28 protein-coding genes, 1 tRNA gene and 1 pseudogene are annotated in these 25,169 nt (G+C 70.7%); 18 read left to right on the forward strand and 12 right to left on the reverse strand.

Annotated features, from left to right (window positions below):
• Positions 1-297 (forward strand): annotated as a pseudogene (locus FV229_RS00580) (threonine-phosphate decarboxylase); the annotation flags it as partial.
• Between the two features lie 10 nt (positions 298-307).
• On the opposite strand, the gene FV229_RS00585 reads toward FV229_RS00580, so the two are convergent.
• Positions 308-1,495 carry an MFS transporter gene (locus tag FV229_RS00585; protein ID WP_147750073.1) on the reverse strand — a complete coding sequence of 396 codons (1,188 nt, stop codon included), beginning with the start codon at positions 1,493-1,495 and terminating at the stop codon, positions 308-310.
• Between the two features lie 331 nt (positions 1,496-1,826).
• On the opposite strand from FV229_RS00585, the gene FV229_RS00590 reads away from it, so the two are divergent.
• The 3 genes from FV229_RS00590 to FV229_RS00600 all read left to right on the forward strand — a co-directional run bounded on the left by FV229_RS00590 (position 1,827) and on the right by FV229_RS00600 (position 5,151).
• Complete coding sequence (locus tag FV229_RS00590) at positions 1,827-2,030, forward strand: hypothetical protein (RefSeq protein WP_147750156.1); 204 nt, start codon at positions 1,827-1,829, stop codon at positions 2,028-2,030.
• A gap of 135 nt (positions 2,031-2,165) precedes the next feature.
• Positions 2,166-3,569, forward strand: coding sequence for a malonyl-CoA decarboxylase (locus tag FV229_RS00595; protein WP_147750074.1), 1,404 nt, complete (start codon positions 2,166-2,168; stop codon positions 3,567-3,569).
• A 46-nt stretch (positions 3,570-3,615) separates the two neighbouring features.
• Positions 3,616-5,151, forward strand: a complete 1,536-nt coding sequence (locus FV229_RS00600; RefSeq protein ID WP_147750075.1) for a malonyl-CoA synthase — start codon at positions 3,616-3,618, stop codon at positions 5,149-5,151.
• A 93-nt stretch (positions 5,152-5,244) separates the two neighbouring features.
• On the opposite strand, the gene FV229_RS00605 is transcribed toward FV229_RS00600, so the two are convergent.
• The gene (locus FV229_RS00605; protein WP_147750076.1) at positions 5,245-5,652 is read right to left on the reverse strand and encodes a MucR family transcriptional regulator; all 408 of its coding nucleotides are present in this window, start codon (positions 5,650-5,652) and stop codon (positions 5,245-5,247) included.
• Between the two features lie 424 nt (positions 5,653-6,076).
• Here FV229_RS00605 and FV229_RS00610 point away from each other — a divergent pair, with 424 nt between their 5' ends.
• Entirely contained in the window at positions 6,077-7,171 is a 1,095-nt protein-coding gene (locus tag FV229_RS00610) for an NAD(P)/FAD-dependent oxidoreductase (protein ID WP_147750077.1), read from the forward strand.
• Between the two features lie 30 nt (positions 7,172-7,201).
• Here the strand turns inward: FV229_RS00610 and FV229_RS00615 are convergent, their stop codons facing one another.
• From FV229_RS00615 to FV229_RS00625, 3 genes are read right to left on the reverse strand one after another with little or no spacing between them, the layout of a single operon-like run.
• Complete coding sequence (locus FV229_RS00615; protein ID WP_147750078.1) at positions 7,202-7,918, reverse strand: LrgB family protein; 717 nt, start codon at positions 7,916-7,918, stop codon at positions 7,202-7,204.
• Complete coding sequence (locus FV229_RS00620; protein ID WP_147750079.1) at positions 7,915-8,313, reverse strand: CidA/LrgA family protein; 399 nt, start codon at positions 8,311-8,313, stop codon at positions 7,915-7,917. The genes FV229_RS00615 and FV229_RS00620 overlap by 4 nt, the downstream gene beginning before the upstream one ends.
• 13 nt (positions 8,314-8,326) lie before the next feature.
• A complete protein-coding gene (locus FV229_RS00625) occupies positions 8,327-8,797 on the reverse strand; it encodes a TerB family tellurite resistance protein (RefSeq protein WP_147750080.1) in 471 nt (156 codons plus the stop codon).
• A 219-nt stretch (positions 8,798-9,016) separates the two neighbouring features.
• Here FV229_RS00625 and FV229_RS00630 point away from each other — a divergent pair.
• From FV229_RS00630 to FV229_RS00660, 7 genes are all read left to right on the forward strand, one after another.
• Positions 9,017-9,092 (forward strand) — tRNA-Thr (locus FV229_RS00630).
• A 160-nt stretch (positions 9,093-9,252) separates the two neighbouring features.
• On the forward strand, positions 9,253-9,549 hold the full coding sequence (locus FV229_RS00635) for a hypothetical protein (RefSeq protein ID WP_147750081.1): 297 nt from the start codon (positions 9,253-9,255) through the stop codon (positions 9,547-9,549).
• Positions 9,550-9,796: 247 nt separating this feature from the next.
• Positions 9,797-9,997, forward strand: coding sequence for a hypothetical protein (locus FV229_RS00640; protein ID WP_147750082.1), 201 nt, complete (start codon positions 9,797-9,799; stop codon positions 9,995-9,997).
• 265 nt (positions 9,998-10,262) lie between these two features.
• Positions 10,263-10,529 carry a hypothetical protein gene (locus FV229_RS00645; RefSeq protein WP_147750083.1) on the forward strand — a complete coding sequence of 89 codons (267 nt, stop codon included), beginning with the start codon at positions 10,263-10,265 and terminating at the stop codon, positions 10,527-10,529.
• A 136-nt stretch (positions 10,530-10,665) separates the two neighbouring features.
• On the forward strand, positions 10,666-12,084 hold the full coding sequence (locus FV229_RS00650; protein ID WP_187275011.1) for an FAD-binding oxidoreductase: 1,419 nt from the start codon (positions 10,666-10,668) through the stop codon (positions 12,082-12,084).
• A 117-nt stretch (positions 12,085-12,201) separates the two neighbouring features.
• Entirely contained in the window at positions 12,202-13,515 is a 1,314-nt protein-coding gene (locus FV229_RS00655; protein ID WP_147750084.1) for an MFS transporter, read from the forward strand.
• An 85-nt stretch (positions 13,516-13,600) separates the two neighbouring features.
• Entirely contained in the window at positions 13,601-13,984 is a 384-nt protein-coding gene (locus tag FV229_RS00660; protein ID WP_147750085.1) for a VOC family protein, read from the forward strand.
• A 12-nt stretch (positions 13,985-13,996) separates the two neighbouring features.
• Here FV229_RS00660 and FV229_RS00665 read toward each other — a convergent pair whose 3' ends face one another.
• The 3 genes from FV229_RS00665 to FV229_RS00675 all read right to left on the reverse strand — a co-directional run bounded on the left by FV229_RS00665 (position 13,997) and on the right by FV229_RS00675 (position 15,421).
• A complete protein-coding gene (locus FV229_RS00665) occupies positions 13,997-14,185 on the reverse strand; it encodes a putative motility protein (protein ID WP_147750086.1) in 189 nt (62 codons plus the stop codon).
• Between the two features lie 123 nt (positions 14,186-14,308).
• Entirely contained in the window at positions 14,309-14,707 is a 399-nt protein-coding gene (locus tag FV229_RS00670) for a nuclear transport factor 2 family protein (RefSeq protein ID WP_246687993.1), read from the reverse strand.
• A gap of 138 nt (positions 14,708-14,845) precedes the next feature.
• Positions 14,846-15,421, reverse strand: a complete 576-nt coding sequence (locus FV229_RS00675) for a L,D-transpeptidase family protein (protein WP_147750088.1) — start codon at positions 15,419-15,421, stop codon at positions 14,846-14,848.
• Positions 15,422-15,689: 268 nt separating this feature from the next.
• Between FV229_RS00675 and FV229_RS00680 the strand changes: the two genes are divergently transcribed.
• From FV229_RS00680 to FV229_RS00690, 3 genes are all read left to right on the forward strand, one after another.
• On the forward strand, positions 15,690-16,376 hold the full coding sequence (locus tag FV229_RS00680; RefSeq protein ID WP_147750089.1) for a response regulator transcription factor: 687 nt from the start codon (positions 15,690-15,692) through the stop codon (positions 16,374-16,376).
• A gap of 7 nt (positions 16,377-16,383) precedes the next feature.
• Entirely contained in the window at positions 16,384-16,962 is a 579-nt protein-coding gene (locus tag FV229_RS00685; RefSeq protein WP_147750090.1) for a methylated-DNA--[protein]-cysteine S-methyltransferase, read from the forward strand.
• Between the two features lie 153 nt (positions 16,963-17,115).
• Positions 17,116-17,568 (forward strand): Crp/Fnr family transcriptional regulator, encoded by a 453-nt coding sequence (locus tag FV229_RS00690; protein WP_147750091.1) that lies wholly within the window; start codon positions 17,116-17,118, stop codon positions 17,566-17,568.
• 17 nt (positions 17,569-17,585) lie between these two features.
• Here the strand turns inward: FV229_RS00690 and FV229_RS00695 are convergent, their stop codons facing one another.
• Both FV229_RS00695 and FV229_RS00700 read right to left on the reverse strand, forming a co-directional pair.
• Positions 17,586-18,488, reverse strand: a complete 903-nt coding sequence (locus tag FV229_RS00695) for an alpha/beta hydrolase (protein ID WP_147750092.1) — start codon at positions 18,486-18,488, stop codon at positions 17,586-17,588.
• A gap of 1 nt (position 18,489) precedes the next feature.
• Entirely contained in the window at positions 18,490-19,521 is a 1,032-nt protein-coding gene (locus tag FV229_RS00700; RefSeq protein WP_147750093.1) for an SDR family oxidoreductase, read from the reverse strand.
• A 217-nt stretch (positions 19,522-19,738) separates the two neighbouring features.
• On the opposite strand from FV229_RS00700, the gene dapD reads away from it, so the two are divergent.
• Positions 19,739-20,584: a 2,3,4,5-tetrahydropyridine-2,6-dicarboxylate N-succinyltransferase gene (dapD, locus tag FV229_RS00705; RefSeq protein ID WP_147750094.1), complete on the forward strand. Its 846-nt coding sequence runs from the start codon at positions 19,739-19,741 to the stop codon at positions 20,582-20,584.
• Between the two features lie 20 nt (positions 20,585-20,604).
• Entirely contained in the window at positions 20,605-21,465 is an 861-nt protein-coding gene (locus FV229_RS00710; RefSeq protein ID WP_147750095.1) for an alpha/beta fold hydrolase, read from the forward strand.
• 103 nt (positions 21,466-21,568) lie between these two features.
• Here the strand turns inward: FV229_RS00710 and FV229_RS00715 are convergent, their stop codons facing one another.
• Both FV229_RS00715 and sfnG read right to left on the reverse strand, forming a co-directional pair.
• Positions 21,569-22,831, reverse strand: a complete 1,263-nt coding sequence (locus tag FV229_RS00715) for an SfnB family sulfur acquisition oxidoreductase (RefSeq protein ID WP_147750096.1) — start codon at positions 22,829-22,831, stop codon at positions 21,569-21,571.
• Between the two features lie 81 nt (positions 22,832-22,912).
• A complete protein-coding gene (gene sfnG / locus FV229_RS00720; protein ID WP_147750097.1) occupies positions 22,913-24,016 on the reverse strand; it encodes a dimethylsulfone monooxygenase SfnG in 1,104 nt (367 codons plus the stop codon).
• Positions 24,017-24,579: 563 nt separating this feature from the next.
• Between sfnG and FV229_RS00725 the strand changes: the two genes are divergently transcribed.
• Positions 24,580-25,161 carry an NAD(P)H-dependent oxidoreductase gene (locus FV229_RS00725; RefSeq protein ID WP_147750098.1) on the forward strand — a complete coding sequence of 194 codons (582 nt, stop codon included), beginning with the start codon at positions 24,580-24,582 and terminating at the stop codon, positions 25,159-25,161.
• The last annotated feature ends 8 nt before the right edge of the window (positions 25,162-25,169 follow it).

A 25,169-nucleotide genomic window follows, 5' to 3' on the forward strand; every position in this document is an offset into this window, starting at 1 on the left:
GCGCTGGCGATCGGCCGAGCCGCCCTCGGCGACGCGACGTGGCGCAGCGAGGCCGCAGCCGCGCGCGCCGCCGACGCGGGACGGCTCGACCGCATGATCGCGCGGGCAGGCGGTACGTCGGTCGGCGGGACCGTCCTGTTCCGCACCGCCGACTTCCCCGATGCGCTGGGCCTGTTCCGACGGCTCGGCGAGGCCGGCATCCATGTCCGGCGGTTCGCCGAGGCGCCGGCGCGCCTGCGCTTCGGGCTTCCCGCGGACAAGGACGCCTGGTGCCGCCTGTGGTGGATCCTCCGGTGAGGGCGGATCCTCAGGTCAGGGTCGGGCGCCGATCGAACACGGCGACGAGGAGGGCGGCGACGGCGAAGGCGATGCCTACCCCGCAGACCCCGGCCCAGCCGGCGAGCAGGAAGGCCTGTGATCCAGCGTAGGCGCCGATCGCCCCGAACACGAACATCGCCGTGAACAGCACTGTGTTGATCCGCCCGCGGGCGCCGGGGACGAGGGCGTAGGCGCGGGTCTGGTTGGCGATCAGTGCCCCGTTCATGCCGATGTCGATCAGCAGCACGCCGACGGCCACGGCGCCGAGCGACCACGTGCCGCCGGCCCAGAGCACCGCGAAGGCCGCGACGACGAGGAGGCTGCCGCCGACCACCACGGGCCGCGCCCCGCGCAGGTCGGTGAACCGGCCCGAAACCGGTGCCACCAGCGCGCCGCAGACGCCGATCACCCCGAACAGCCCGGCGCCGGCCGCGGTCAGGTTGAACGGCTCGGCCTCCACGAGGAGCGCGAGCGTCACCCAGAACGCGTTGAAGGCGGCAAACAACAGCGCCTGCGACAGGCTGGCGTTGCGCAGCACGGGCTGCGTCTTCGCCAGGTGCAGGATCGACAGCATCAACGCGCGGTAGCGCAGACGCTTGGCCTCCGTGCGCGGCAGGGTCGCCGCCGCGATCGCCGCCATCCCGAGCGAGACCGCGGCGGCCGCGAAGAACACCGCCCGCCAGCCGAGATGCGCGCCGACGAAGCCGCTGACCGTCCGGGCGAGCAGGATGCCCGAGAGCAGCCCGGTCATCACCTGCCCGACGACGCGCCCGCGGCTGGCATCCGGCGCGAGCTCGGCCGCGAAGGGCACCGCCTGCTGCGCCGCCGACGAGAGGAAGCCGATCAGCAGGCTCGCGAGCGCCAGGACGGGTAGATTCGGGCTGAGTGCCGCGACCACCAACACCACGCTCAGCGCGAGCAACTGCGCGATGATCAGCTGGCGCCGGGGCCAGGCGTCACCGAGCGGCACGAGGCCGACGATGCCGAGCCCGTAGCCGACGAGGCACGCGGTCGGCACCCACAGGGCGGCGCGCGGCCCGAAATCGGCCACGAGCAGCCCGAGCAACGGCTGGTTGTAATAGATGTTGGCGACCGCACCGCCGGCGATCAGCGTCAGCCCGATCCGCGCGGTCGTGCTCAGCGCCGGATGCGGCGAAACCGTCGAGACGTCGCTCACGAGCGGGCTTTCGGATCGCGCGAGCGGTTCGGCGCTGTGAGCATGTCGGTCGGCTCTCGCATGGTGGGTATGGCATGTCGCCTAGGCGGGGTCCGATGCCATGGCAACGGCGGGTGGCGCAGGGCACGGCCGCGTAGGAGTGGCGCACCCGGTGTCGATTCCGGACCTGCCTCCCTATGTCCCTCTGCGGAACGTTGTTCCGCGCACGGCCCGATCGCTCGCAATCGATTTGTCGATCGAGGCATTCCGGGTTCTGATGCCGTTCATGGGACGGATGACACCGATTCGTGCCGCGGAGCGCATCCGACGCTTCGAACAGGAGAGGATTTTCATGCCGAACTACCGGGTGGATTTCGAGAAGCAGATCTTCGGGCTTCCCTTCACCATCGGATCGGTGGAGATCCATCGCGCGCGCGACCCCGACCGCGCCCGGCGGGCCGCCGAGCTGAAGTTCGCCCGCCAGTACGGCCTGGGCGACTGGCGCGAGCGCGCCGACAGCGCCGTGGTGGCGCAGGCCGGCGACGAGCGCCGATAGGGCGTCGTACCTCGCCCGGAGGGTCTGGTCCCGCGCGCCGTCACGCCGTAAACGGTGTGGCCGACGGCATCGCCGTCCGGGACGACCGGGGCCTCCGCGGCGGCCGGTTTCGAGGCGAGACGCGGAAGGCGATCCATGGCGGCGATCTCTTTCTTCGGCGACCTCCTCCAGACCATCAGCGATCGCGGTCGCGACCTCATCGGCATCGGCCGCGGCGACCTCGCCGCCCGGGCCAACGCCGCCGAACTGGTCAAACTCTGCGACGACCTGATCTCGCGGCGCGGCGAAGCCTCCGGCGTCGCCCTGGCGCGGCTGATCCTCGACCGTTACGCGACGCTGGGCACCGACGAGCGCCACGCCTTCCTGCGGCTCGTCGCCATCGAATTCGACGCGGATCACGACGCGGTGGACGCCGCGATCGAGGCCTACCGCGCCGACCCGACGCGAGCGCGCCTCGGAAGCCTGCACGAATCGGCCGAGCCGCGCTCGCAGGAGCTGATCCGCCGCCTCAATCTCGCCCGCGACGGGACGCTCAGCCTCGTGCGCATGCGCGAGGACCTGTTCGACCTGCGCCGAATCCTGCGCGACGAAGGCGAGCCGAACCTGATCGACGCCGCCGACAGCCTCGATTCGGATTTCGAGCACCTGTTTGCCTCGTGGTTCAATCGCGGCTTCCTGGTGCTGCGCCACATCGACTGGACGACGCCGGCCCACATCCTCGAAAAGATCATCCGCTACGAGGCGGTCCACGAGATCGCCGGATGGGACGACCTGCGCCGCCGCATCCAGCCGGTGGACCGGCGCTGCTTCGCCTTCTTCCACCCGGCGCTGGTCGACGAACCGCTGATCTTCGTCGAGGTCGCCCTGACGAGCGCGATCGCGCCGGCGATCGCGCCGATCCTGTCGCAGGCGCGCGACCCGCTGCCGCTGAAGTCGGCGACCACGGCGATCTTCTACTCGATCTCGAACTGCCAGAAGGGCTTGGCCGGCGTCACCTTCGGCAACTTCCTGATCAAGCAGGTGGTGGAGGACCTCGCCCGCGAGATCCCGACCCTGAAGACCTTCGTCACGCTCTCACCGGTCCCGGGCTTCGCGCGCTGGCTCGACCGCGAGCGGCGCGCGGACGCCCCGCAGGGCCTGACCCGCGACGACATCGAGGCGTTGCGCCAACTCGACGAACCGGATTGGGCGACCGATAAGGCGAAGTCCGACGCCGTGCGCAAGGCGCTGCTGCCGGCCGCCGCCGCCTACTTTCTGCGCGCCAAGAACGAACGGGGCCGACCGCTCGATCCGGTGGCCCGCTTCCACCTCGGCAACGGTGCCCGGCTCGAGCGGATCAACTTCCTCGGCGACGTCTCGGGGAAGGGGCTGAAGCAGTCCTACGGGCTGATGGTCAACTACCTCTACGACCTGTCGGCGATCGAGAAGAACCACGAGACCTATGCCAACCTCGGCACGGTGTCGGCCTCCGGCGCCGTTTCGCGCGAGTTGCGCGCCAACCTGCCGCCGCCGCGCTCCGTCGCCCTCGCCGAGGCGTGAGGCCGGTGGGCCGAAGTCGATCATCCGTTCCGCTGGGCGTTGTGTCATGACGAATCATCTCTTCGCGCTGATCTGCGAGGCCTTGCCGGCGGAGGCCGCGGCCAAGACCTTCATCGAGACTCCGGACGGGCGCCGCCACAGCTACGCCGACATGCTCGCGCGCAGCGGCGCCTACGCGAACGCCCTCGTTGCCGCCGGCGTCCGCCCTGGCGACCGGGTCGCGGTGCAGGTCGAGAAGAGCGCCGAGGTGGTGTTCCTCTATCTCGGCGCGGTCCGGGCCGGCGCAGTGTTCCTGCCGCTGAACACCGCCTACACGGCGGCCGAGGTCGCCTACTTCCTCGGCGACGCCGAGCCCGCCCTGTTCGTCTGCGACCCGGCCAAGCGCGCGGCTTTGGCGCCGGTCGCAGAGAATGCGGGCACCACCCGCGTGCTCACGCTCGACGCCTCCGGCCGAGGCACCATCGCCGAGGCGGCTGACGCGCAAGGGGCGGACTTCGCCGACGTGGCGCGGGGGCCGGAGGATTTGGCCGCGATCCTCTACACTTCCGGCACCACGGGGCGCTCGAAGGGCGCCATGCTCAGCCACGATAACCTCGCTTCGAACGCGCGCACGCTGGTCGAGGCCTGGCGCTTCACCGCCGACGACATGCTGATCCACGCGCTTCCAGTGTTCCACACCCACGGGCTGTTCGTGGCGATCAACACCGTGCTGGCCTCGGGCGGCAGCATGCTGTTCCTGCCGCGGCTCGACGCCGGCCTGATCCTCAAGCTGATGCCGCGGGCGACCAGCATGATGGGCGTGCCGACCTTCTACACCCGCCTGCTCAAGGATCCCGGCCTGACCCAGGCGGCGACCGCGCATATGCGGCTCTTCACCTCCGGCTCGGCGCCGCTGCTCGCCGAGACCCACGCCGAATGGCAGGCCCGCACCGGCCACGCCATCCTCGAGCGCTACGGCATGACCGAGACCAACATGAGCACCTCGAACCCCTATGGCGGCGAGCGCATCGCCGGCACGGTCGGGTTCCCGTTGCCGGGCGTCGAGCTACGCGTCGTGGATCCCGACACGGGGTCCGCGCTCGGTCCCGAACAGGTCGGGATGATCGAGGTGAAGGGCCCGAACGTGTTCAAGGGCTACTGGCGCATGCCCGAGAAGACCGCGGCCGAGTTCAAGTTGGACGGCTACTTCGTCACCGGCGACCTCGGCAAGGTCGACGGGCGTGGGTACGTCCACATCGTCGGCCGCGGCAAGGACCTCATCATCACCGGCGGCTTCAACGTCTACCCGAAGGAGGTCGAGACCGAGATCGACGCGATGCCGGGCGTCGTCGAATCGGCGGTGATCGGCCTGCCGCACGCCGACTTCGGCGAAGGCGTCACCGCAATCGTGGTCGGCGCCGAGGACGCCCCCGACGAGAAGGCGGTGCTTGCCCACCTCGAAGGGCGCCTCGCCCGCTTCAAGTGTCCGAAGCGGGTGCTGTTCGCCGACGACCTGCCGCGCAACGCCATGGGCAAGGTCCAGAAGAACATCCTGCGCGACCAGCACGCCGGCCTGTATCGCGACGGTGCCGGCGCAGCCTAACCGGTCAAGGATTGAGCGTTCGCCGCGTTCGCTTACCGAGGCGGGGTGCCGCCCGCGCCTCCGGCAGGCGCGTCCGAGCGAGAGCCCGCTGGATCACTCCGCCGCCTGCTGCATCCGCAGGCGCTGGTTCTGTCCGATGGTGCGGGAGATCAGCGAGCGGCGCGCGCTGTAGCTGGCCGAGACCAGGGGATAGTCCACCGGCAGGCCCCACTTGGTGCGGTAGGCCTCGGGCGACAGGCCGCGCAGCGTGAGGTGCCGGCGCAGCGCCTTGTAGGGCTTGCCGTCCTCGAAGCTGACGATCGTGTCCTGGCGGATCGAGGCGCGGATCTGCGCATCGGTCGGCTTGGCCAGCACCGGCTTCGGCGGGGTCGCCAGGCCCGTGAGCGAGCCGTGGACCGTGCGGATCAGGTCCGGCAGGCCTGTCACCGGTACGGAGTTGCGCGCGACGTAGGCGGTGAGGATCTTCGCGGCGAGGGCGATGGGGTCCGTCGTGGTCTGCACGGTTCGTCTCCTTCCGAAGGCTGTCGGGTCGGTGCGTGTCCAAACGTGCTGTCGCCGGGAACTCGATGTCGGCGTCGTCGATCACCCGGAACGGTCGCGGCAGGTCGGCCTGCCGCGGCACGATTATGCGCGCGGAAGGCCGAAACACAACTTCTGCGCGACTCAATCAGTGATTTAAATCTACTTAGAATTGATTAACAGGCTCAAGTCGGTTGTAATAAGACGCCTCTGAGGTCGTCGCCCTGCGGTTTCGCGTTTGGGAGCATGAGGTTGGCCACCACCGACGCGTCGACGCCTCGACAGTCCAAGCTATACAATTCCCGGTTGCATTTGCGGTCATCGGCCGAGTGCGGCGGTTTGGGCGCGGCTCAGGTCTTTACCGCTGGGCGATCGTCGCCGAGAACCGGATGCGGAGGAGCGCATCATGGAAGTCCTGGTCGTCGGTGCGGGCGTCGTCGGTCTCGCGGTGGCGCGTGCCCTTGCACTGCGGGGACACGAGGTGGTCGTGGCGGAAGCGGCCGAGGCGATCGGCACCGGCGTGTCCGCGCGCAACTCGGAGGTGATCCACGGCGGGATGTACTACCCGGCGGGCTCGCTCCGGGCGAAGCACTGCGTCGCCGGCGCGCGGATGCTCTACCGTCTTTGCGCGAGCCACGGCATCGGCCACCGCGCCTGCGGCAAGCTGATCGTCGCCACGACGGACGCCGATGCCGGGACGATCGCCGCGATTCGCGATCGTGGCGTCGAGAACGGCGTCGAAGGCCTGGAGCTGCTGGACGCCGCCCAGGCCCGGCGCCTCGAACCCAACATCTCCTGCACCGCTGCGCTGCTGTCGCCGCAGACCGGCATCGTCGACAGCCACGGCCTGATGCTCGCCCTGCAGGGCGAGCTCGAGGATCGCGGTGGGGCGATCGCGCTCCATACTCCCGTCACGGGTTTGGCGCGCAAGGATGGCCGCTGGGTCGCGACCTTCGGTGGCGCGACGCCGGGCGAGTACCCGTGCGATGCCGTCGTCAACGCCGCCAGCCTCGACGCGCAGATGCTCGCCGCCCACACGGACGGGTACCCGGCCGAGCGGGTGCCGCGTCGCGTCCTGGCCCGGGGCAACTATTTCGGCTTCACCGGCAAGGCGGCCTTCGGACGCCTGATCTACCCCGCGCCGGTCGAGGGCGGGCTCGGCACCCATCTCACCCTGGATCTCGCCGGCCGCATGCGCTTCGGGCCCGACGTCGAGTGGATCGATGCGATCGACTACCGGGTCGACCCGGCCCGCGGCGACGCCTTCTACGCCGCGATCCGGCGCTACTGGCCGGGCCTGCCCGACGGATCGCTGGTCGCAGATTATGCCGGCATCCGTCCGAAGCTCACCGGCCCCGGCGAGCCGGCCGCCGACTTCCGCGTGGACGGGCCGGCGGAGCACGGCCTGCCCGGCCTCGTCCACCTGTTCGGGATCGAGAGCCCAGGCCTGACCGCGAGCCTGTCGCTCGCCGAGGACGTGGCCGACCGGCTGGCGGCGTGACGCGCACAGGCTCGGAAGGCCCGCGAACCGTCAGGACAGGATGCGCAGGGCCAGCGGCACGAAGATCGCGGTGAGGAAGGCGTTCAGACCCATCGCGATGCCGGCGAAGGTGCCGGCGACCTCGCTGACCTGGAACGCCCGCGCGGTGCCGACCCCGTGGGCCGCGAGCCCCACCGCGAAGCCGCGCGCCCGCATGTCCCGGATGCCGAGGGCCTGCATCAGCGGCGTCACCAGGATCGCGCCGGTGATGCCCGTCAGCATCACCAGCACCGCGGTGAGCGTCGGGTCTCCGCCGAGCGCCTCCGAGATGCCCATGGCGACGCCGGAGGTGACGGATTTCGGGCTGAGCGAGACGATCACCGATTCCGGGATGCCGAGGGCGCGCCCGAGCAGGATCGCGCTTCCCAGGGCGACCGTGCAACCGGAGACCAGCGCCGCCAGCATCGGCAGGAGCGCGCGCATCACCGTGGCGCGGTGCTCGTAGAGCGGCATCGCCAGCACCACCGTCGCCGGCCCGAGCAGGAAGTGGACGAATTGCGCGCCGGCGAAATAGGTGGCCCAGGGGGTGCCTGTGAGCGTCAGCACCGTGCCGGTGATCGCGATGGCGATGAGCACCGGGTTTACCACCGGGTGCCGCCCGCTCGCCGCCGAGATCCGGTCGGCCACGAGGTAGGCGACGAGCGTCACCGTCAGCCAAAGCAGCGGCGTGCGCGCGAGGTAGACCCAGACCGCGAACTCGCCGCTCACCGCTCGCTCCCCGTCCGCGCCGTCAACCGCGCGACCCAGAGGAAGACCAGGACGGTGGCGACCAACGCCGCGGCGGTGGAGACTACCACCACGACGGCAAGGCGCAGGCCCTGCGCCTGGACCACGTCGAGGCGCCCGACGATCCCGGCGCCGGCCGGCACGAACATCAGCGACAGGTTGGAAAGCAGCCCGCGCGCCGTCGTCTCCAGCGTTCCGTCGGTGAGCGGCTTCGGCAGGATTCGCGCGAGGCGCAGCGAGCGCCGGTCGCGCAGCACGAGGAAGCCCAGCATCAGCGCCATGCCGAGGACCGGGCCGGGGACGGGCAGGCCGGCGCTGCGAGCGAGGCCTTCGCCCAGCAGCTGCGCCAGCAGGATCAGGGTGAGGCTCGCGATCATCGATCGCCGCCGCTCAGGCCGGATCGAGGGCGATGCCGGGAACACCCTCGCCGCGGGCCCGCGCGATCCCGGCCTCGTCGAAGCCCAGGAGCTTGCCGAGGCGCCAGACCAAGGCCTCCTCGAACTCGTCGATGTTGCCGTCGGCGGCGGCCACCGACCACGCCATCGCCAGGATGCGCCCGCGCTCGCCGGCATCGGCCTCGTGCGGCAGCATCTCGACGAGGCTCGCCACGTCGCGGGTCTCCGAATCGAAGGCGGCGGCCCGGGCGATCAGGGCGTCGGCGGCCTCGGCGCTCACGGCGTAGCGCCCGCGCACCAGCCGCGCGAGGCGCTCCGATTCCGCCGGCGCCAGGATGCCGTCGGCCCGCGCCACGTGGACGAGGAGCGCGGTGGCGGCCAGATGGGTGTCGTCGCCCGGCGCCTCGTGCGCGGCGACGCCGAGGGCCTCGGCGGCATAGGCCCGCAGGCGTGCGATCAACGACATGGCGATGTTCCGGCAACCGGCGCGCCCGGTACGACCGGACCCTTCCCGCCGCACCCGCCCCCGTCAAGGACGTGCGAGACCACGCATACGCTTCCCCGCGCCGGCGTGTCCCGCCTGCATCGCCGAGCGCGCGACGCGCGGTCTCGCCTTGCCAAGCGGGGACCGGACGGCTATGCACCGTGGCCTCGGCATCCGTCTTCGACGCGGCCGCCGACGGATGCCGCTTTAGCTCAGCTGGTAGAGCACCTCATTCGTAATGAGGGGGTCGGGGGTTCGAATCCCTCAAGCGGCACCACTACTTAGTGCTTTCCTCGTTTTCCGAAGACGATCGCCGGTCGGCGTAGGCTGAGCTGGCTCGACGGAACCGTACGTCGGATTTCGCTGGAATATTCGAGTCGATGGCGCGACGCACAAGGCGGCGCTAAGGTGCCTGCGCGGCGTACAGGACCCTCGATATGCGAAGCTTCATCCTCGCTCTGGCGATCGCGAGCGCGCCATTCCCCGCGTTCGCGATCTGCAACTGCGCGTGCGTGAATGGCAACGCCGTCGCGCGATGCTCCTCTACGGCGGACAACATCCCGATCTGCCAGGTGCTGTGCCCGCCATCCGTCGCCACGCAGTCGATCTCCGGGCCTTCGGTCGCGCCCCCCGGTGCACCGCAGCGTCGGCCCGACCCCGTGATCATCAACCAGCAGAACGACGAGCTGAGATCCCAAGGCATCACGCCAAGAGATGGGCAGCCGCTCCGCTGACCGGCGGACAGTCGGCTGAGGCCGAGCACGCGTTTCGGCGTGACGGAGCGGATGCTGGAGCGCGCGGCGACTGGTTGTTCTCAGGTCTGATCTCGAGTTTCAGAAGGCGCGGCTCCCTTCGGAAACGCACGCGGCGCGGCCGAGGGTCGCTGCGCCGACGATGTCCGGAACGGCGCCCCTGAACGCCGGGTTTGCCACCGACCGAGCGCGGCACGCAGGACGCGCCGCCCGATCGATGGGAGACACGATGTCCAACAAGCATCTCAAGACCGACGTGCCGACCGATGCCGACCTGAAGGGGAACCCGGGGATCGGGCAGTCGAAGGGCCTGACCGGCCACGACATCGCGGACATCGAGGCGGACTCGACCGTCGAGGGCGACACCGCCAACGAGACCAAGCTCGACGGTGGCATCGATCCGAACCATCGGGCCCGGACGAACAAGTGACCGTTTCGTCGATCGAAGGCTGAGGTGGCGCGCGTAAAACGGCGGCCCGCCTCAGTCCCCGGCCTTCTTCGAACGCGGGCCGAGCGTCGATGCGATGCTCGTCCATCGCCACGGCTTCTGTGCTCTATCATCGGAAAGGTTTTAATCCCGAATGCTGCGTGCGCGTCGGCACGTCGAGACGGAAAGCGGCTCCCCATCTTGGGTTCAGGCAGAGAGAAACGAACCCAAATCCGGGTTTGACCTGCACAGGAGCCACGCCGTCACCATGAAGACCCGTATCGCCGCCTTCGCCGCCGCTGCTATTCTCGGCGTTGCCTCGATCTCGTCCGCGATGGCCTACGAGACCCCTTCCCGCTACACCGGCTATTCGCCCTACGCCGTCGAGACGACGGGCTCGTTCGGCGGATACGGCCCGCGCTCCGACCGCGACCCGGCCAACTGCCGCATGAGCTCGGCGGCCGAGGGCAACGCCAACCAGCAGAACTTCCCGGTGAAGCAGTACGGCCAGACCTCCGGCGGCAACCGCTGCTGATCGGCCGCGCGACACTGGGCGTCAGGTTCGAGCGGCGGGGTGCGAGCCCCGCCGCCTTCGTTTGCGCCTCCGCGGCTTCCCATCCGGCGTCCATGGCGACATGGTCCGCGCAGGTCCGATCCCGCGCGAGCTGCCGATGACCCCGTCCGACCCCGTCGCCGCCTTCCGCACCGCCCTCGGCGAGGGCGGCGTGCTCACCGGCTCCGACACCGCACGCTACACCCGCGACCAGCGCGATTTGATGCAGGGCGAGGCGGACGCCGTCCTGCGGCCGAGATCGGTGGCGGAGGTGCAGGCGCTCGTCCGCCTGGCGAAGGCCGAGGGTTTTGGGCTGGTGCCCCAGGGCGGCAACACCGGCTACGTCGGCGGGGCGACGCCGCAGGCCGGCCGGCGGCAACTGGTGGTCAGCCTGGAGCGGATGGCGCGCATCCGCTCCGTCGACCCGCTGGATTTCACGCTAACCTGCGATGCCGGCGCGATCCTCGCCGACGCGCAGGCTGCGGCGGCCGCGCACGACCTGCTGCTGCCGCTGAGCCTCGGCGCGGAGGGAAGCTGCCGCCTCGGCGGCAACCTCGGCACCAATGCCGGCGGCCTGCAGGTTCTGCGCTACGGCATGACTCGCGACCTCGTCCTCGGCCTGGAGGCGGTGCTGCCGGACGGATCGCTGTTTTCCGACATGAAGCGTCTGCGCAAGAACAACATCGGCTACGACCTCAAGCAGCTCTTCGTCGGCGCCGAAGGCACGCTCGGCATCGTCACCGGCGTGGTGCTGAAGCTGTGGCCGGCGCAGGATCACCGCGCCACCGCATGGCTGCAGCTCGCCGCCGACGCGCCGATCCCCGAGATCGCCGCGTTCCTCCGCCGCGAGACCTCGGACCTGGTCACGACCTTCGAGCTGATCTCGGCCTCTTCGCTCGCGCTGGTCGCCGAGATGCGCGGCGCCCCGACCGGGTTCGCCACCGGGGAGGGCGGAGCGGTGCTGCTCGAGCTCTCGTCCTCGTCTCGGCACATCCCCCTCGACGACGTGCTGATGGCCGCCCTCGAATCGCTGATGGAGCGGGGGTGGATCACCGATGCGGCGTTGGCAAGCTCCGAGGCGCAGCGCGGGGCGATGTGGACCGTGCGCGAGACCATCCCCGAGGGCGAGAAGCACGCAGGCGGCTCGGTGAAGCTCGACATCGCCGTGCCGCTCTCGCAGCTCGGCGTGTTCCTGGTCCGGGCCGGCGCCGTGCTGGCGGAACGGATGCCGGGCGTGCGCCTGTCGTTCTACGGCCATGTCGGCGACGGCAACGTGCACTACAACCTGATGGTGCCGGCGGGCGAGGACCGGCTCGCCTTCACCCGCCGGGTCGAGGACGGCATCGCCCACGAGGTCTACGCGGTGGCGATTGACCTCGGCGGCAGCTTCAGCGCCGAGTACGGAATCGGCCGCTTCAAGCGCGACCTGCTCCATCGCTACGCCGACCCGACCCGGCTGACCTTGATCGAGACGATCAAGCGGGGCCTCGATCCGGACGGGCTGATGAACGCCGGGGCGATGACCGGGCGGCCGTGATGCCGGCCGCCGCCTTTCCACGACTCGCGCCTTTCATCAAGACCATGCTTGGCGCCCGAAGAAAATACATGCATATGCCTGTTTCGGGTGAGGCGCACCGATTCGCGCGAGGGTGATATGATCGTGGTCAGTGCGTCCCATGCCCTGTCGGGATCGCTCGCCCGCGTTCTGGCGCGCCGCGGGGTACATTACGGCTGGGTCTCAGCCGCGGTCACCTTCCTGACCATGCTGGTGACGGCCGGCGCGGTCGGCGCCCCCGGGGTGCTGATCCTGCCGTTGCAACGGGAGTTCGGCTGGGACACGGCCTCGATCTCGTCGGCGCTGGCGATCCGCCTCGTGCTGTTCGGCTTGATGGGCCCGTTCGCGGCCGCCCTGATGAACCGCTACGGCCCGCGTCGGATCGTGCTCTTGGCGCTGGCGCTGATCGCCTCCGGCCTGCTGGCCTCGCTTGCCATGACCCAGCTCTGGCAGCTGATCCTGCTCTGGGGCGTCGTCGTCGGCGTCGGCACCGGGCTCACCGCGCTGGTGCTCGGGGCGACGGTGGCGACGCGCTGGTTCTCGCACCGCCGCGGCCTCGTCGTCGGCCTGCTCACCGCGAGCTCGGCCACGGGACAGCTGATCGTTCTGCCGGTCCTCGCGGCGCTCACCGAGGCGATGGGCTGGCGTGCGGCCCTGCTCACGATCTGCGGCCTGCTCGGGCTGGCGGCGACCTTCGTGTTCCTGCTTCTGCGCGACCGACCGGAAGATGTCGGCCTGCTGCCCTATGGCGAGACCACCGCGAACGCCGCCCCGCCGCGTGGGCTGGCCGTGGGCGCCATCGCAGCCCTGCGCGGGGCGGCGCGGACGAAGGTGTTCTGGGTGCTGTTCTTCACCTTCTTCATCTGCGGCGCGAGCACCAACGGGCTGATCCAGACCCACTTCATCCCGCTCTGTGCCGACTATGGGCTGCGCCCGGTCCAGGCGGCGAGCGTGCTCGCCGGCATGGGCGTTTTCGATTTCGTCGGCACCGTCGCCTCGGGCTGGCTGTCGGACCGCTACGACAACCGCTGGCTGCTGTTCTGGTACTACGGCCTTCGCGGGCTCTCGCTGCTCTGCCTGCCGTTCTCGGACTTCTCGTTCACCGGGCTGTCCCTCTTCGCGGTGTTCTACGGCCTCGACTGGATCGCCACAGTGCCGCCGACCGTGAAGCTCGCCGCGCAACGCTTCGGGCGCGAGCGCGCCAACGTGGTGTTCGGCTGGGTCTTCGCCGGGCACCAGCTCGGCGCGGCCACCGCAGCCTTCGGCGCCGGCCTGTCGCGCACGGAGCTGCAGAGCTACCTCCCGGCCTTCTTCGCCGCCGGCGCGCTTTGCCTCGTCGCCTCGGCGCTGATCCTCACCCTGAGCCCGCCGCGGCGGGAGGGCGTGCCGGGCGCGTTGCCCGCCGCCGGCTGAAGCCTCATACCGGCCTCCGCGCCGCCGCGATCGGGCATCGACCCCCGTCGCCGCGGCAGCCGCCCACGACGGAGGACCAAGCACGGTGTTCAGCCACATCACGATCGGCAGCAACGACCTCGCCCGGACGAAGGCGTTCTACGACGCGCTCTTCGCCGCGACCGGCGGAGAGCCGGGTTTCGAAGATGCCAAGAGGCGGCTGATCTACGCGCACCGCGGCGGCCGATTGATCGTCACCAAGCCGGTCGACGGCAAGGCCGCGACCGGCGCCAACGGCGGCACCATCGGGTTCACGATGGAAAGCCCGGACGAGGCCAAGGCTTGGCACGACGCCGGCGTCGCGAACGGCGGCACATCGGTGGAAGACCCGCCGGGCGAGCGCACGGGGTCAGCCGGCAGGATGTACCTCGCGTACCTGCGCGATCCGGACGGCAACAAGCTCTGCGCGTTCTACCGTTTCCCGGGCTGACGCGGCCGGCGGCTACACCGTCCGGTCGACGAGCCGCCCCTGGCCGGCGGGTGCCGGCGGCGAGGCGGACGCCGCCGTCTCTGCGACCAGGGCGGCGACCGCCTTCTGCGCGTCGATCTGCTGACGCGCGACCGCGGTGCCGATCGACTGAGACAGGGCGCCGCCCTGCATCTGGACGGCTTGGGCAACGAGGCTGGTCATGCCCCATCCTTGCCCCGCGACGATGAAGGACGGGTTACGCGGGTGCTGCGAGGTTCGTCGCGGTCTTCGGCAGGGGGCCGGCTTCGGCCCAACGTCTGCTTCGCGAGCCGAAGCCGGTAACGCCTAGGTCTTCTGCGGGTCCAGCATGACCCACAGGCGCTCGATCCGGCCGTCGACGACATCCGCCACGTCCGAGCCGGTGACGACGACGGGTCCGCCGCTGGGGCCGGCACGCCAGCGCAGGACGCCGAAACCGTGATGCCCGACCGCGGCGCCGTCGGGCACGAAGCGGAAGTCCGGCCCGAACTGTTCGAGAAGCTTGCCGGCGACCTCGGAGATCGCCGCACGACCCCTGACGACGTTCGCGGGCTCGTACATGACGGGGTCGGCGCCATAGAGCTCGTCCAGAGCGCGCGCACGCATGCTGCCGTTACGTTCGTTGAACACCCGTTCCAGGTTCGCGCGGAGCAGGCGGTCGTGGTCCGGCCCATCCGTCGTCGCGGGCGTGATTGCGTCCGGCACGGTGCATCCTTTCGCGGTAGTGATGTCACACGCGAGCGTATCGGCCGGGATGGCGGGTGAGAAGGTGCGGACGGGTGGAGATCCGCCCATCGCAGACCCGACGATTCGCTGTCTCGTCTGGAACCGTCCCCCGCCAGGTCACACGATCACGATCCGCGTCCGCGGCCCCAGCCGCCGCAGCAGCCGCAACAGGTCCGCGCGCTTCAGCGCGACGCAGCCCTCCGTCGGCGTGTAGCCCGGGCGGGCGACGTGCAGGAAGATCGCGGAGCCGCGGCCGGGGCGGATCGGGCCCCGGTTGTGGTCGAGGTCGATCACCACGTCGTAGAGGCCGTCGTCGCGCCACATCCGCTCCGCGCTCACGCCGGGCGCGGGGAGGGCGATCGGGCGGTTGTAGCGCCGGTCGCGGACGTCGTCGCACCAGCCGTCGCCGGGGGCGGTCCGGCGCAAGGGTAGGGCGGTGACGGGGCGGGCGAGGTTGTCCGGCCTGTAGCTGCCGCCGCGCAGGCGAAACCGGCCGCGCGGCGAGCCGCCGTCGCCCTCGCGCTTCACCTGCACGATACCGCCGGCGCCGAGCGCGCAGGGGATGATCGCGGCGCCCGCCTGCAGCAGGCCCTTGCGCCGGTCGCCGACCCGCGGATGCACCTTGAGCGTCGCCAAGGTTCGCGCCGTGCCGGAATCGCGGTGGCGTTCATGAGGACGGGGACGCTTCGTCATGATGCTGGGTGAACCGGAGGTGCGGGCGGCCGGAGGGCGGGAACGTGGCGTCCCTGCGCAGTGAAGCGTGGCGGCGGCGGGTTGGCTGTCACGAAAAGGGTCGTATAATTGTGCACAAGCCAATTCCCCGCCGCGAAAAGCACGTTATTCTAAGGCGTCTACCCGGGTCGAAGAACCCTCGGGTCCTTTGGGAGCGAGATCGTCCGAGCACCGGAACTCCGGGGCGCGATCCGTTCCGGTCGTGCCCAGTCGAAGAGTTCCACGGACGATGTCCAACGCCTACCGCCTCCTCATCTGCGACGACGACGCGATCCTGCGCGAGACCCTGACCGAACAGCTCGACCTCTGCGAGGAGTTCACGGTGGTCGCCGAGATCGATGCGGGCCGCGCCATCGCCCGCGTCGCCTCCGACCGGATCGACCTCGCGGTGATGGATGTCGGCCTGCCCGACATGGACGGCCGCGAGGCCGTCCGCCTGATGCGCAAGAACGGCTTCAAGGGCCCGGTCATCATGCTGACCGCCCAGGATTCCGAGGCCGACACCGTCGAGGGCCTCGAGGCGGGGGCCAACGACTACGTCACCAAGCCGTTCAAGTTCGCGATCCTGCTCGCCCGCATCCGCGCGCATCTGCGCAGCCACGAGGCCTCCGAGGACGCGGTCTTCCAGATCGGTCCCTACACCTTCAAGCCGGGGGCGAAGCTCCTGGTCGGCGAGCGCGGCTCGAAGCTGAAGCTCACCGAGAAGGAGACCGCGATCCTGCGCTTCCTCTACCGCGCCGGGCGCGAGGTGGTCGGCCGCGACACGCTGCTCGCCGAGGTCTGGGGCTACAACGCCCAGGTCACGACCCACACGCTGGAAACCCACATCTACCGGCTGCGGCAGAAGATCGAGCCAAATCCCGGGCTCGCCGCGATCCTCGTCACCGAGGGCGGCGGCTACAAGCTGCTGCCGTGATCCCGGCATGAGCGCCGCCCCGGTCGCCCTGCTCCGCGAGACCCTGGCAAGCCCGATCGGGACGCTGGTGCTCCTGACCGATGCCGACGAGCGCCTGCGCGTCGCCGACTTCGACGACGACCAGGACCGGATGGAAGCGCTTCTCGACCGCGCCTACGGACGCGGCGGCTGGTCGGTCTCCGCATCCCGGCATCTCAGCCGGGCTCTCCGCGCATTGACGCGCTACTTCGACGGCGACCTCACGGCGGTCGACGAGGTCGAGACCGCAACGGGCGGCACAGTGCTTCAGCGCGCGGTCTGGGCGGCCCTGCGGACCGTGCCCGCCGGCACCACCGAGAGCTACGGCGCGCTTGCGGCGCGGATCGGCCATCCCCGCGCGGTGCGCCCTGTCGGCGCGGCCAACGGCGCGAACCCGATCTGCATCGTGGTGCCGTGCCACCGCGTCGTCGGCGCGAACGGCACGCTCACCGGCTACGGCGGCGGATTGGACCGCAAGCGCTGGCTCCTCGACCACGAGGCGCGCCATGCCGGCGTCGGCGACAGAAAACCGCCCGCCGACTTGTTCGGGGCGGCCCTGCTCCGCTGACCCGGCACCCGGCCGCATCCGCTCGCCCGTGACGACCGGATCACGGACGAATCCAACCCGCTGCGTGGTCGCATTTTCTTCATGGGCGCCGGTACCCACCCGGCTCCAAAATGCTCTAAGCATCGTCGATCGGACGCAAAGGATCTCTGCGGGTTGGGCATCGAAGACGACATCGCAATCCTCGCCGCCGCGCCGGTCTTCGAAGCGTTCGGGCGCGACGCCCTGCGCCTGCTCACCTTCGCCGCCGAGCGCCGATCGCTGGAGCCAGGCGAGACCCTTTTCGGGCGTGGCGATCCCGCCGACGGCGGCTTCGTCGTCTTGTCCGGCACGATCGCCCTCGCGCCCCGTGTCGCCGGCGGTGAGACGGTGCTGGCCGGCCGTTCGGCGCTGATCGGGCGCCTCGCGCTGTTCGTTCGCGGCGAACGCCCGGGCGACGCCGCCGCGCAAGGTGCGGCCGAGGTCATGCGCATCACCCCGACCCTGATGCGCCGCGTGCTGGAGGAGTTTCCCGATGCCGCCGCCGTGATCCACGACGCGCTGGCCGAGGACCTGTCCGCGCTGAACCAGGGTTTCGCGCGCGTGCGCGCCATGCTCGACGCGGATTGATCGGGCTCGACGCCTGGTCAGGTTTGCGGCAGCAATGCGCGGGCTGCCTCGACCACGGCGTCGCTGCGGATGTGATGAAGCATGTGGCCGATTCCTGCGAGGCGCTCGAAGCGCGCGCCCGGGATCATGCGGGCGGCCAGCGCACCGTGCATCGTTGGGTTGACCACGATGTCGGCGTCGCCCGCCAGAATCCGAACCGGCACCCGGCAGGTGGCGTAGGCCGCCGCACTCCGGCTCAGCGCCGCCCAGAGCGAGAGCGCGTCCTCGGCCTCGGCGACGATCTGGCCCGGGCGCCCGGCGAAGCCGAACGGGAACGCTTCGGCGAAGGCGCGCGGCATGGTCTGGGGCAGGAACATCGCGTTCCACAGCAACGGCAGCAGCGTCGGGTCGGCGGAGGCGCCGAGCGCGTCCGACAGCATCGGCCCCGAGACCGGCGCGGCGCGCGGGCCGAACAGCACCTGCTCGAGGCGGAGTTCCGGGAAGCAGACCGGGGCGAGCGCCACGATGCCCGAGGCGGAATCCGGGTAGAGCATCCCGTAGGTGAGGGCGACGGCGCCGCCGTAGGAATGCCCGAGGATGACCGGGCGATGCAGCCCCAACGCCTGCACGGCTGCGTGGATCAGCTCGGCCTGTCGCCAGGGCGACGCGTCGGCGCCGCGGAGGCGGGCGCTGTCGCCGTGCCCCGGCCGGTCGACGGCGACGACCCGGAAATATCGGGCCAGCGCCGGCACCGGGCCGAGCCACATGTCCTCCAGCGTCATCAGCGTGCCGTGGATTGCGACGAGGTCCGGACCGGTCCCGGTCTCGGCGTAGGCGATGGTGCGCCCGCCCGGCAGGTCGACGACCTTGCGCCGGACGATCCGCTCGGTCACCGCGGCGGGACCGGGCGGCCCGGAGGCGTCGAGCAACAAAGCCGCCATCTCAGGCCGAGCGCCCGCGTCCGCGCGAAGAGCCCGGCTTTCCGGTGCCGACGCCCGCGAGGGTCAGGGCCGCAAGGCCGAGGCCGATCAGCCCCGCCGTGGCGGCGACGGGATGCAAGGTCGCGCGGGTGTAGGCGCTGGTGCGCATCACGTAGCCCGGCTGGGTGCCCCGGACCTCGCCCGCGTCCTTCGGCGCGTGCAGCGCGCCGGCCGGGTCGCGCGGGTCCTCGCCGCGCTTCTGCATAGCGATGATGGCGGGGGCCAAGAGATCGTAGGCGCCCGGCGCGAACTCCTTGCCGGCCACCATCAGCTTGCCGCCGCCGCCGACGACGATGTCGCGCTGCGGATGCACGGCGGCATGCAGGACGGCGTTCACCACCTCCTCGGGCGGGTAGATCGGAGGCGGCAGCATCGGCTCCCGGTCCATGTAGTTACGCGCCCGCTGCGGCAGCGGCGTATCGATCGAGGTCGGCTTGACCAGCGTCACCGAGACCGGCGCATCCTCGGCCAGCAGCTCCATCCGCAGGGCGTCGGTGAAACCCTTTACCGCGTGCTTGCTCGCCACGTACATGCCCTGGAACGGGAAGGCGAGGTCGGAGGCGACGCTGCCGAGGTTGATCAGCGCGCCGCCGCGCCGACGCAGGTGCTCGACCGCGACGAGCGAGCCGAACACCGTGCCCCAGAGGTTGGTCTGGATCAGGCGCGCGTTGTCCGCGTCCGAGACCTCGCGCAGCGGACCATAGATGGTGAGGCCGGCGACGTTGACCCAGGTGTCGAAACCGCCGAACGCGGCGATCGCCCGGTCGGCCACGGCCTGGACATCGGCGCGGTCGCCGACATCGCAGGGGACGGCCAGGGCGCGGCCGCCGGCCGCCTCGATCTCCGCCTGCACCGTCGCCAGCACGTCTGCGCTGCGCGCGGCCAGCACGACGGTCGCCCCGCGCTCCGCGGCCATCCGGGCGGTCGCGAGCCCGATGCCGCTCGACGCGCCGGTGATGACGACGACCTGGTCGCGCAATGCCTTGTGTTTCATGGCCCTGTTTCCCGCCAACGCTCCGCGCACCGGTCGGCGCGGCGCAGCAATGTCCGGGACCTACCCACGAGGCGCCGAGATGTTGCCGGAGGGCGGCCCGATTCCGTCCGCGTCGGTTGCACGCAGGTGCGCGATCGCCCCGTCGGCGCCCTCAGGTGACAGAGCTGACGGCCGCTTGTAAGCACGGGCGCTCGCTGAAAACCTGCCCGGAAGCCCCATGTCGCACGCTGCCCTCGCCCAGACCATCGAAGCCGCCTGGGAGGACCGCGCCGGCGTCGACACGAACACGCGCGGCGCCGTTCGCGAAGCCGTCGAGGCGGCGCTGGCGCTGCTCGACTCCGGTGAGGCCCGGGTCGCCGAGAAGAGCGGCAACCAGGATTGGGTGGTCAACCAGTGGCTGAAGAAGGCGGTGCTGCTCTCCTTCCGCCTCAACGACATGGCGCCGATCTCCGGCGGCCCCGGCGCGGCGCCGTGGTGGGACAAGGTGCCCTCGAAGTTCGAGGGGTGGAGCGAGGCCGAGTTCCGGGCCGCCGGCTTCCGCGCCGTGCCCGGCTGCTTCGTCCGCCGCGGCTCCTACATCGCCCCCGGCGCCGTTCTGATGCCCTCGTTCATCAACCTCGGCGCGCGGGTCGGCAAGGGCACCATGGTCGACACCTGGGTGACGATCGGCTCCTGCGCTCAGGTCGGCGACAACTGCCACATCTCGGGCGGCGCCGGCATCGCCGGCGTGCTCGAGCCGCTGCAGGCCAACCCGGTGATCATCGAGGACAACTGCTTCATCGGCGCCCGCGCCGAGGTCGCCGAGGGCGTGATCGTCGGCGAGGGCAGCGTGCTCTCGATGGGCGTCTACATCGGCGCCTCGACCCGCATCGTCGATCGCACCACCGGCGAGGTCTTCTACGGTCGTGTGCCGCCCTATTCGGTGGTCGTCTCCGGGACGATGCCCGGCAAGCCGCTGCCGGACGGCTCGCCCGGCCCGGGCCTGTACTGCGCCGTCATCGTCAAGCGCGTCGACGCCGGCACCCGCTCCAAGACCGCGATCAACGAACTGCTGCGCACCTGATCCGGGCAGGGCACGACCCGATGCGCGGGACCCTGACCCTCGACCTCATGGTGGCCGGCCACGCCGTGCCGACCCCCTGCGACTGGGTCGGGTCCGGCGCCGACGTGCTGCTGCTGCCGGCGCTCTCGACGATCGCGTCGCGGGCCGAGATGGCCGGGCTCGCCGCGCGTCTCGCCGCGGACCATCGCTGCCTGATCCCGGATTGGCCCGGCTTCGGCGCGCATCCGCGGGCGCGGCTGCCCCTGAACCCGGCGACGTTCCACGCCTACCTCGACGCCCTGCTGGCAGCCGCCCCCGGCCCCTACGCGATCGGGGTCGGCGCGGGGCACGCGGCGGCCTACCTCGTCGCCGCCGCGCGACGGCATCCGAAGGCGTTCGCGCGGCTGGTGCTGGTGGCCCCGACATGGCGCGGCCCGCTTCCCACCGTGATGGGGCCGGAGCGACAGGGCCTGTTCACCGCGATCCGCCGCGCCGTCGAGGCGCCACTCCTGGGCGACGCCCTCTACGGCCTCAACATCCGCCCGAAGGTGATCGGCCGGATGATGCGCGCCCACGTCTACGGCGACGCCGCGCATGTCACCGATTCGCTGATCGCGGAGAAGACTGCGATCACCCGGCAGCGGGGCGCGCGCTTCGGCACGGCGGCCTTCGTCACCGGCGGACTCGATCCGGTGCCGACGCGCGACGCGTTCCTCGGCCTGTTCGGCGACGGCCTGCCGCCGGTCCGCGTGCTGCGCCCGAGCCGCGCCCCGCGCCGGTCCGCCGCCGAGATGGACGCGCTCGTCGCCTCCGGCCGCGTCGAGGGCCGACCGGTGCCGGGTGCCCTGAGCCCGCACGAGGAATACCCGGACGAAATCGCCGAGGCGATCCGCGCAGCCTGACCCCCTTCTCCCCGCGGGCGGGGAGAGGGGATGCGCGCTCAACAATCGTCCAGGGCGACGTGGCGATCGATCGCTCCGGCAGAGATGGCGTCGAACAGACCGCTCAGCTCCAGGCGTGTGACGGCGGCGCTACGCCGTTCAGCGCGTGGTTGCCGACGATCGCCACCTTCCAGCGGACGGGGTCGTGCAGCGTGTGCGTCCGCGCGTTGCGCCAGTGGCGGTCGAGGTTGTGCTCGGCGAGCGTCGAGCGCGTGCCGGCGAGCTCGAACAGCTTGTTGGAGGCCGCGAGCGCGATCTCGGTGGTGAGCACCTTCGATTCCGCCACCGCGATCTTGGCCGCGTCCACCAAGGCCGCGTCGTGGTCGGGGAGGGCCGCGTCGATCGCGAGGCCGGCCCGGTCGAGGATCGCCTCGGCCGCGTGCAGACGGATGGTGAGGTCGCCGACAGCCTGGATGGTATAGGGGTCGTCGGACGCCCGCTCCTGGTCGGCGTCGATCCAGGGCCGCGCCTTCTCGCGTACGAAGGCGATGGTGTCGTCGAGCGCCGCGCGGCCGATGCCGGCGTCGATCGCCGCCTGGATGATCTGGAAGATCGCCCCGTCGAGGCGCGGCAGCTCCTGGTAGGCCTTCCAGGCCGGGACGAGGTGGCTCTTCTCGACGCGCACATTCTCGATCAGCACCGTGCCGCTCGCCGTGCCGCGCTGGCCGAAGGCCGACCAGTCGTCGATCACCGTGAGCCCGGGCGCGTTGCGGTCGGCGATCGCGTACCAGGCGCGGCCGGCATCGTCGACGGCGACGATCGGCACGAGGTGGGCGAGCAGCGCGCCCGTTGCGTAGAACTTCTGGCCCTGCACGATCACGTGGTCGCCGTGATCGGTGAAGTGGGTGGCGAACTCGGCGGCACGCGGCGTGCCCTTCTCCGAGAACGCGTTGCCGAAGCGGGTGCCGAGCAGCACCTCGGCGAAGAGCAGCGCCTGCTGATCCGGGTCCGACACCGTGCGGATCGCCGCCACGATGCCGAGATGGTTCTGCGCGATCTGCGCGATGGAGGGGTCGGCCGCCGCGACGATGGCGACGACCTGTGCCAGCGTCCGGTACGAGACCTCCGGGCCGCCGTAGGCGCGGGGCACGTTGATCGACCACAACCCGCTCTGCGAGAACCGGTCGAGCTCCGCCAGCGGCCGCGTGTGTGCGAGGTCGCGCTCGGACGCGCCCTCACGGATCGAGGCGGCGAAGTCATGCGCGACCCGGATCGCCTCGGCGTCGTCGCGGATGACGTGGGCGGGCTCGGCCGGCCGGGCCGGCCCTGGGGCGCCCTGCGCGGGCAGGGTCCCGGCGAGGGCACGGGTGTCGACGGCGATGTTCATCGGTGTCTCCAGAGTGAGAGTGCTCGCTCGCGCCTTTCCCCCCCTCACTGCGAGGGGAGGGGGCAGGGACCGGCTCGGCGCCTACGCCGCCTCGGCGCGCTCGGCCCGCGCCGCCTCGAGCGCGCGCACCCGCGGGATGATGTGCTCGCCGAAATACGCGACCTCTTCCTGGAAGTGCAGGAAGGCGAGGAGCGCGAGGTCGGTGCCGGCATCCTTCAGGGCGAGGATGCGCTCGGCGATCTGGTCCGGGGTGCCGATCAGGTCGGTCTTGAAGCCGTCGTTGTACTGGACGAGGTCCTCGAAGGTGGACTTCGCCCAGTTGCCCTCGCCCTCGGGCGAGGCCTTGCCGGCATTCTTCGCCTCGTGGCCGAACGCCTTCACCGCGTCTGCGTTGGCGTGGTCGATGATCTCCTGCAGCACAGCGCGCGCCTCTTGCTCGGTGTCGCGCGCGATGACGAAGGCGTTCACGCCGACCTTCACCGTGTGGCCGTTGGCGGCGGCCTTCGCCTGAAGGTCGTCCACCTGCGCGCGGACGCCCGCCGGCGTGTTGCCGTTGGTGAAGTACCAATCGGAGACGCGGGCCGCCATGTCGCGCGCCGCCCGCGACGACCCGCCCTGGAAGATCTCCGGCGTCACCGCAGGCTTCGGCTTGAGGTTGTAGTTGGTGTAGCGATAGAAATCGCCGCGGAACGTATAGTTCTCCTGGGTCCAGATCCCGCGCAGCGCGGTGATGAACTCCTCGGAGCGGCGATAGCGCTCGTCGTGGTCGAGCCACGGCTCGCCGATGGCGCGGAACTCACCCGAGAACCAGCCGGAGACCAGGTTGATCGCGATGCGGTTCTCGGTCAGCTCGCTGATCGTGGCGATCTGCTTGGCGGCGATGGTCGGGTTCCACGGCCCGGGCAGCAGTGCGGCGATCACCTTCAACTTCGTGGTGGCGGCGAGCAGCGCGTGGCTGAACGCCACCGATTCGTGCTGGAACTCGGCGCCGTAGCCGGCGGTGAAGCGGATCTGGGTCAGCGCGTAGTCGAAGCCGGCCTCCTCGGCGATCCGCGCGAGCTTTCGGTTGTAGTCGGCATCCCAGCTCGTGCGCTGCGGGATCGTGCTGATCACGAGCCCGCCAGACACGTTCGGCACCCAATAGGCGAAGCGGATCGGCTCCTCGGTCGCGTTGCGGTTGGTCATCGGATGTCCCCCTCCTCGTCATTCGTCACTTGTCGGTGCGATACGATCGTCCAGCGCATGTCCCTGATGGGTTACGCGCCGATCGGCCGAACAGATGCGCCCTGTAGGCGTGCCTTCAAAGTATTTCCAAAGTCCTGATCCAGGTCAAAGGAAGCAAAGCGCAAATTTTTGCTGGATCAGGCAAGGACGTTCCACTGGCCGCAGGTCCGGCGGGAGAAACCTTCCATCGTGGGCATCCAGGAGGCGGGGCCGCCCGTGGAGAAACGGCATCGCACCCACTTCGTTCTTCTTAAAGAACGTTTCAGTCCGCTGATGCGCGGGATGATTGCAAATTTCGCCTCGTACTCACGTCCGAGAGAACAAAACCCCTCGATCCGATCGCTTGAGAAGACGTTCGCCTCGTTCGCCGCGTTCTTTTGCAAGAACGTTTCATTGACCGCGCAGGCCGCACGCCTCACCTTCAGGAGGACATCGCGGCAGGGTCCGGAACGATGGGGGCGGCCTTCGCCCTCCAGCCCCGTCTTTGTCCCGCGACACCCTCAATTCGAGACGAGACCTTGACGATGACGCGACCAAAACTCGTGGGCTTCAGCGCCAACCTCCAGCGCCCGTCCAAGACCCGCGCCCTGGTCGAGGCCGTGGGCGAGTCCGCCGCGGCGGATGGCGGCTTGGACCTGCGCCTGTTCGACCTCGTCGACGCCGGCACAGGCCTCGGCGCGGCCTGGTCGCGGGATGCGCTGTCGCTGCCGGCCCGCCGCGTGGTCGAGGCGATCGAGGGGGCGGATGCGCTCGTCGTCGGCTCGCCGGTCTACAAGGGCAGCTTCACCGGCTTGTTCAAGCACCTCTTCGACCTGATCGACCCGCTGGCCTTGGCCAACAAGCCGGTCGCGATCGTCGCCACAGGCGGCGGCGCCCGCCACGCGCTGGTGGTCGAGCATTCCTTCCGGCCGCTGTTCGGGTTCTTCGGCGCCCTGCAGGTGCCGACCACCGTCTACGGCTCCGACCCCGACTTCACCGACGGGCTGCCGACCGATCCCGGCGTGCGCGACCGCATCGCCCAGGCCGGCGCCCAGCTCGCCGCCCTCGTCCGCGCCGCGGGAGCAGCGGAGGCCGCCGCCCCCGCGGCCCGCGCGGTCGCACGCTGAGGCCGGCG

This window comes from Methylobacterium sp. WL120, from assembly GCF_008039465.1.
GTDB classification, from domain to species: domain Bacteria; phylum Pseudomonadota; class Alphaproteobacteria; order Rhizobiales; family Beijerinckiaceae; genus Methylobacterium; species Methylobacterium cerastii.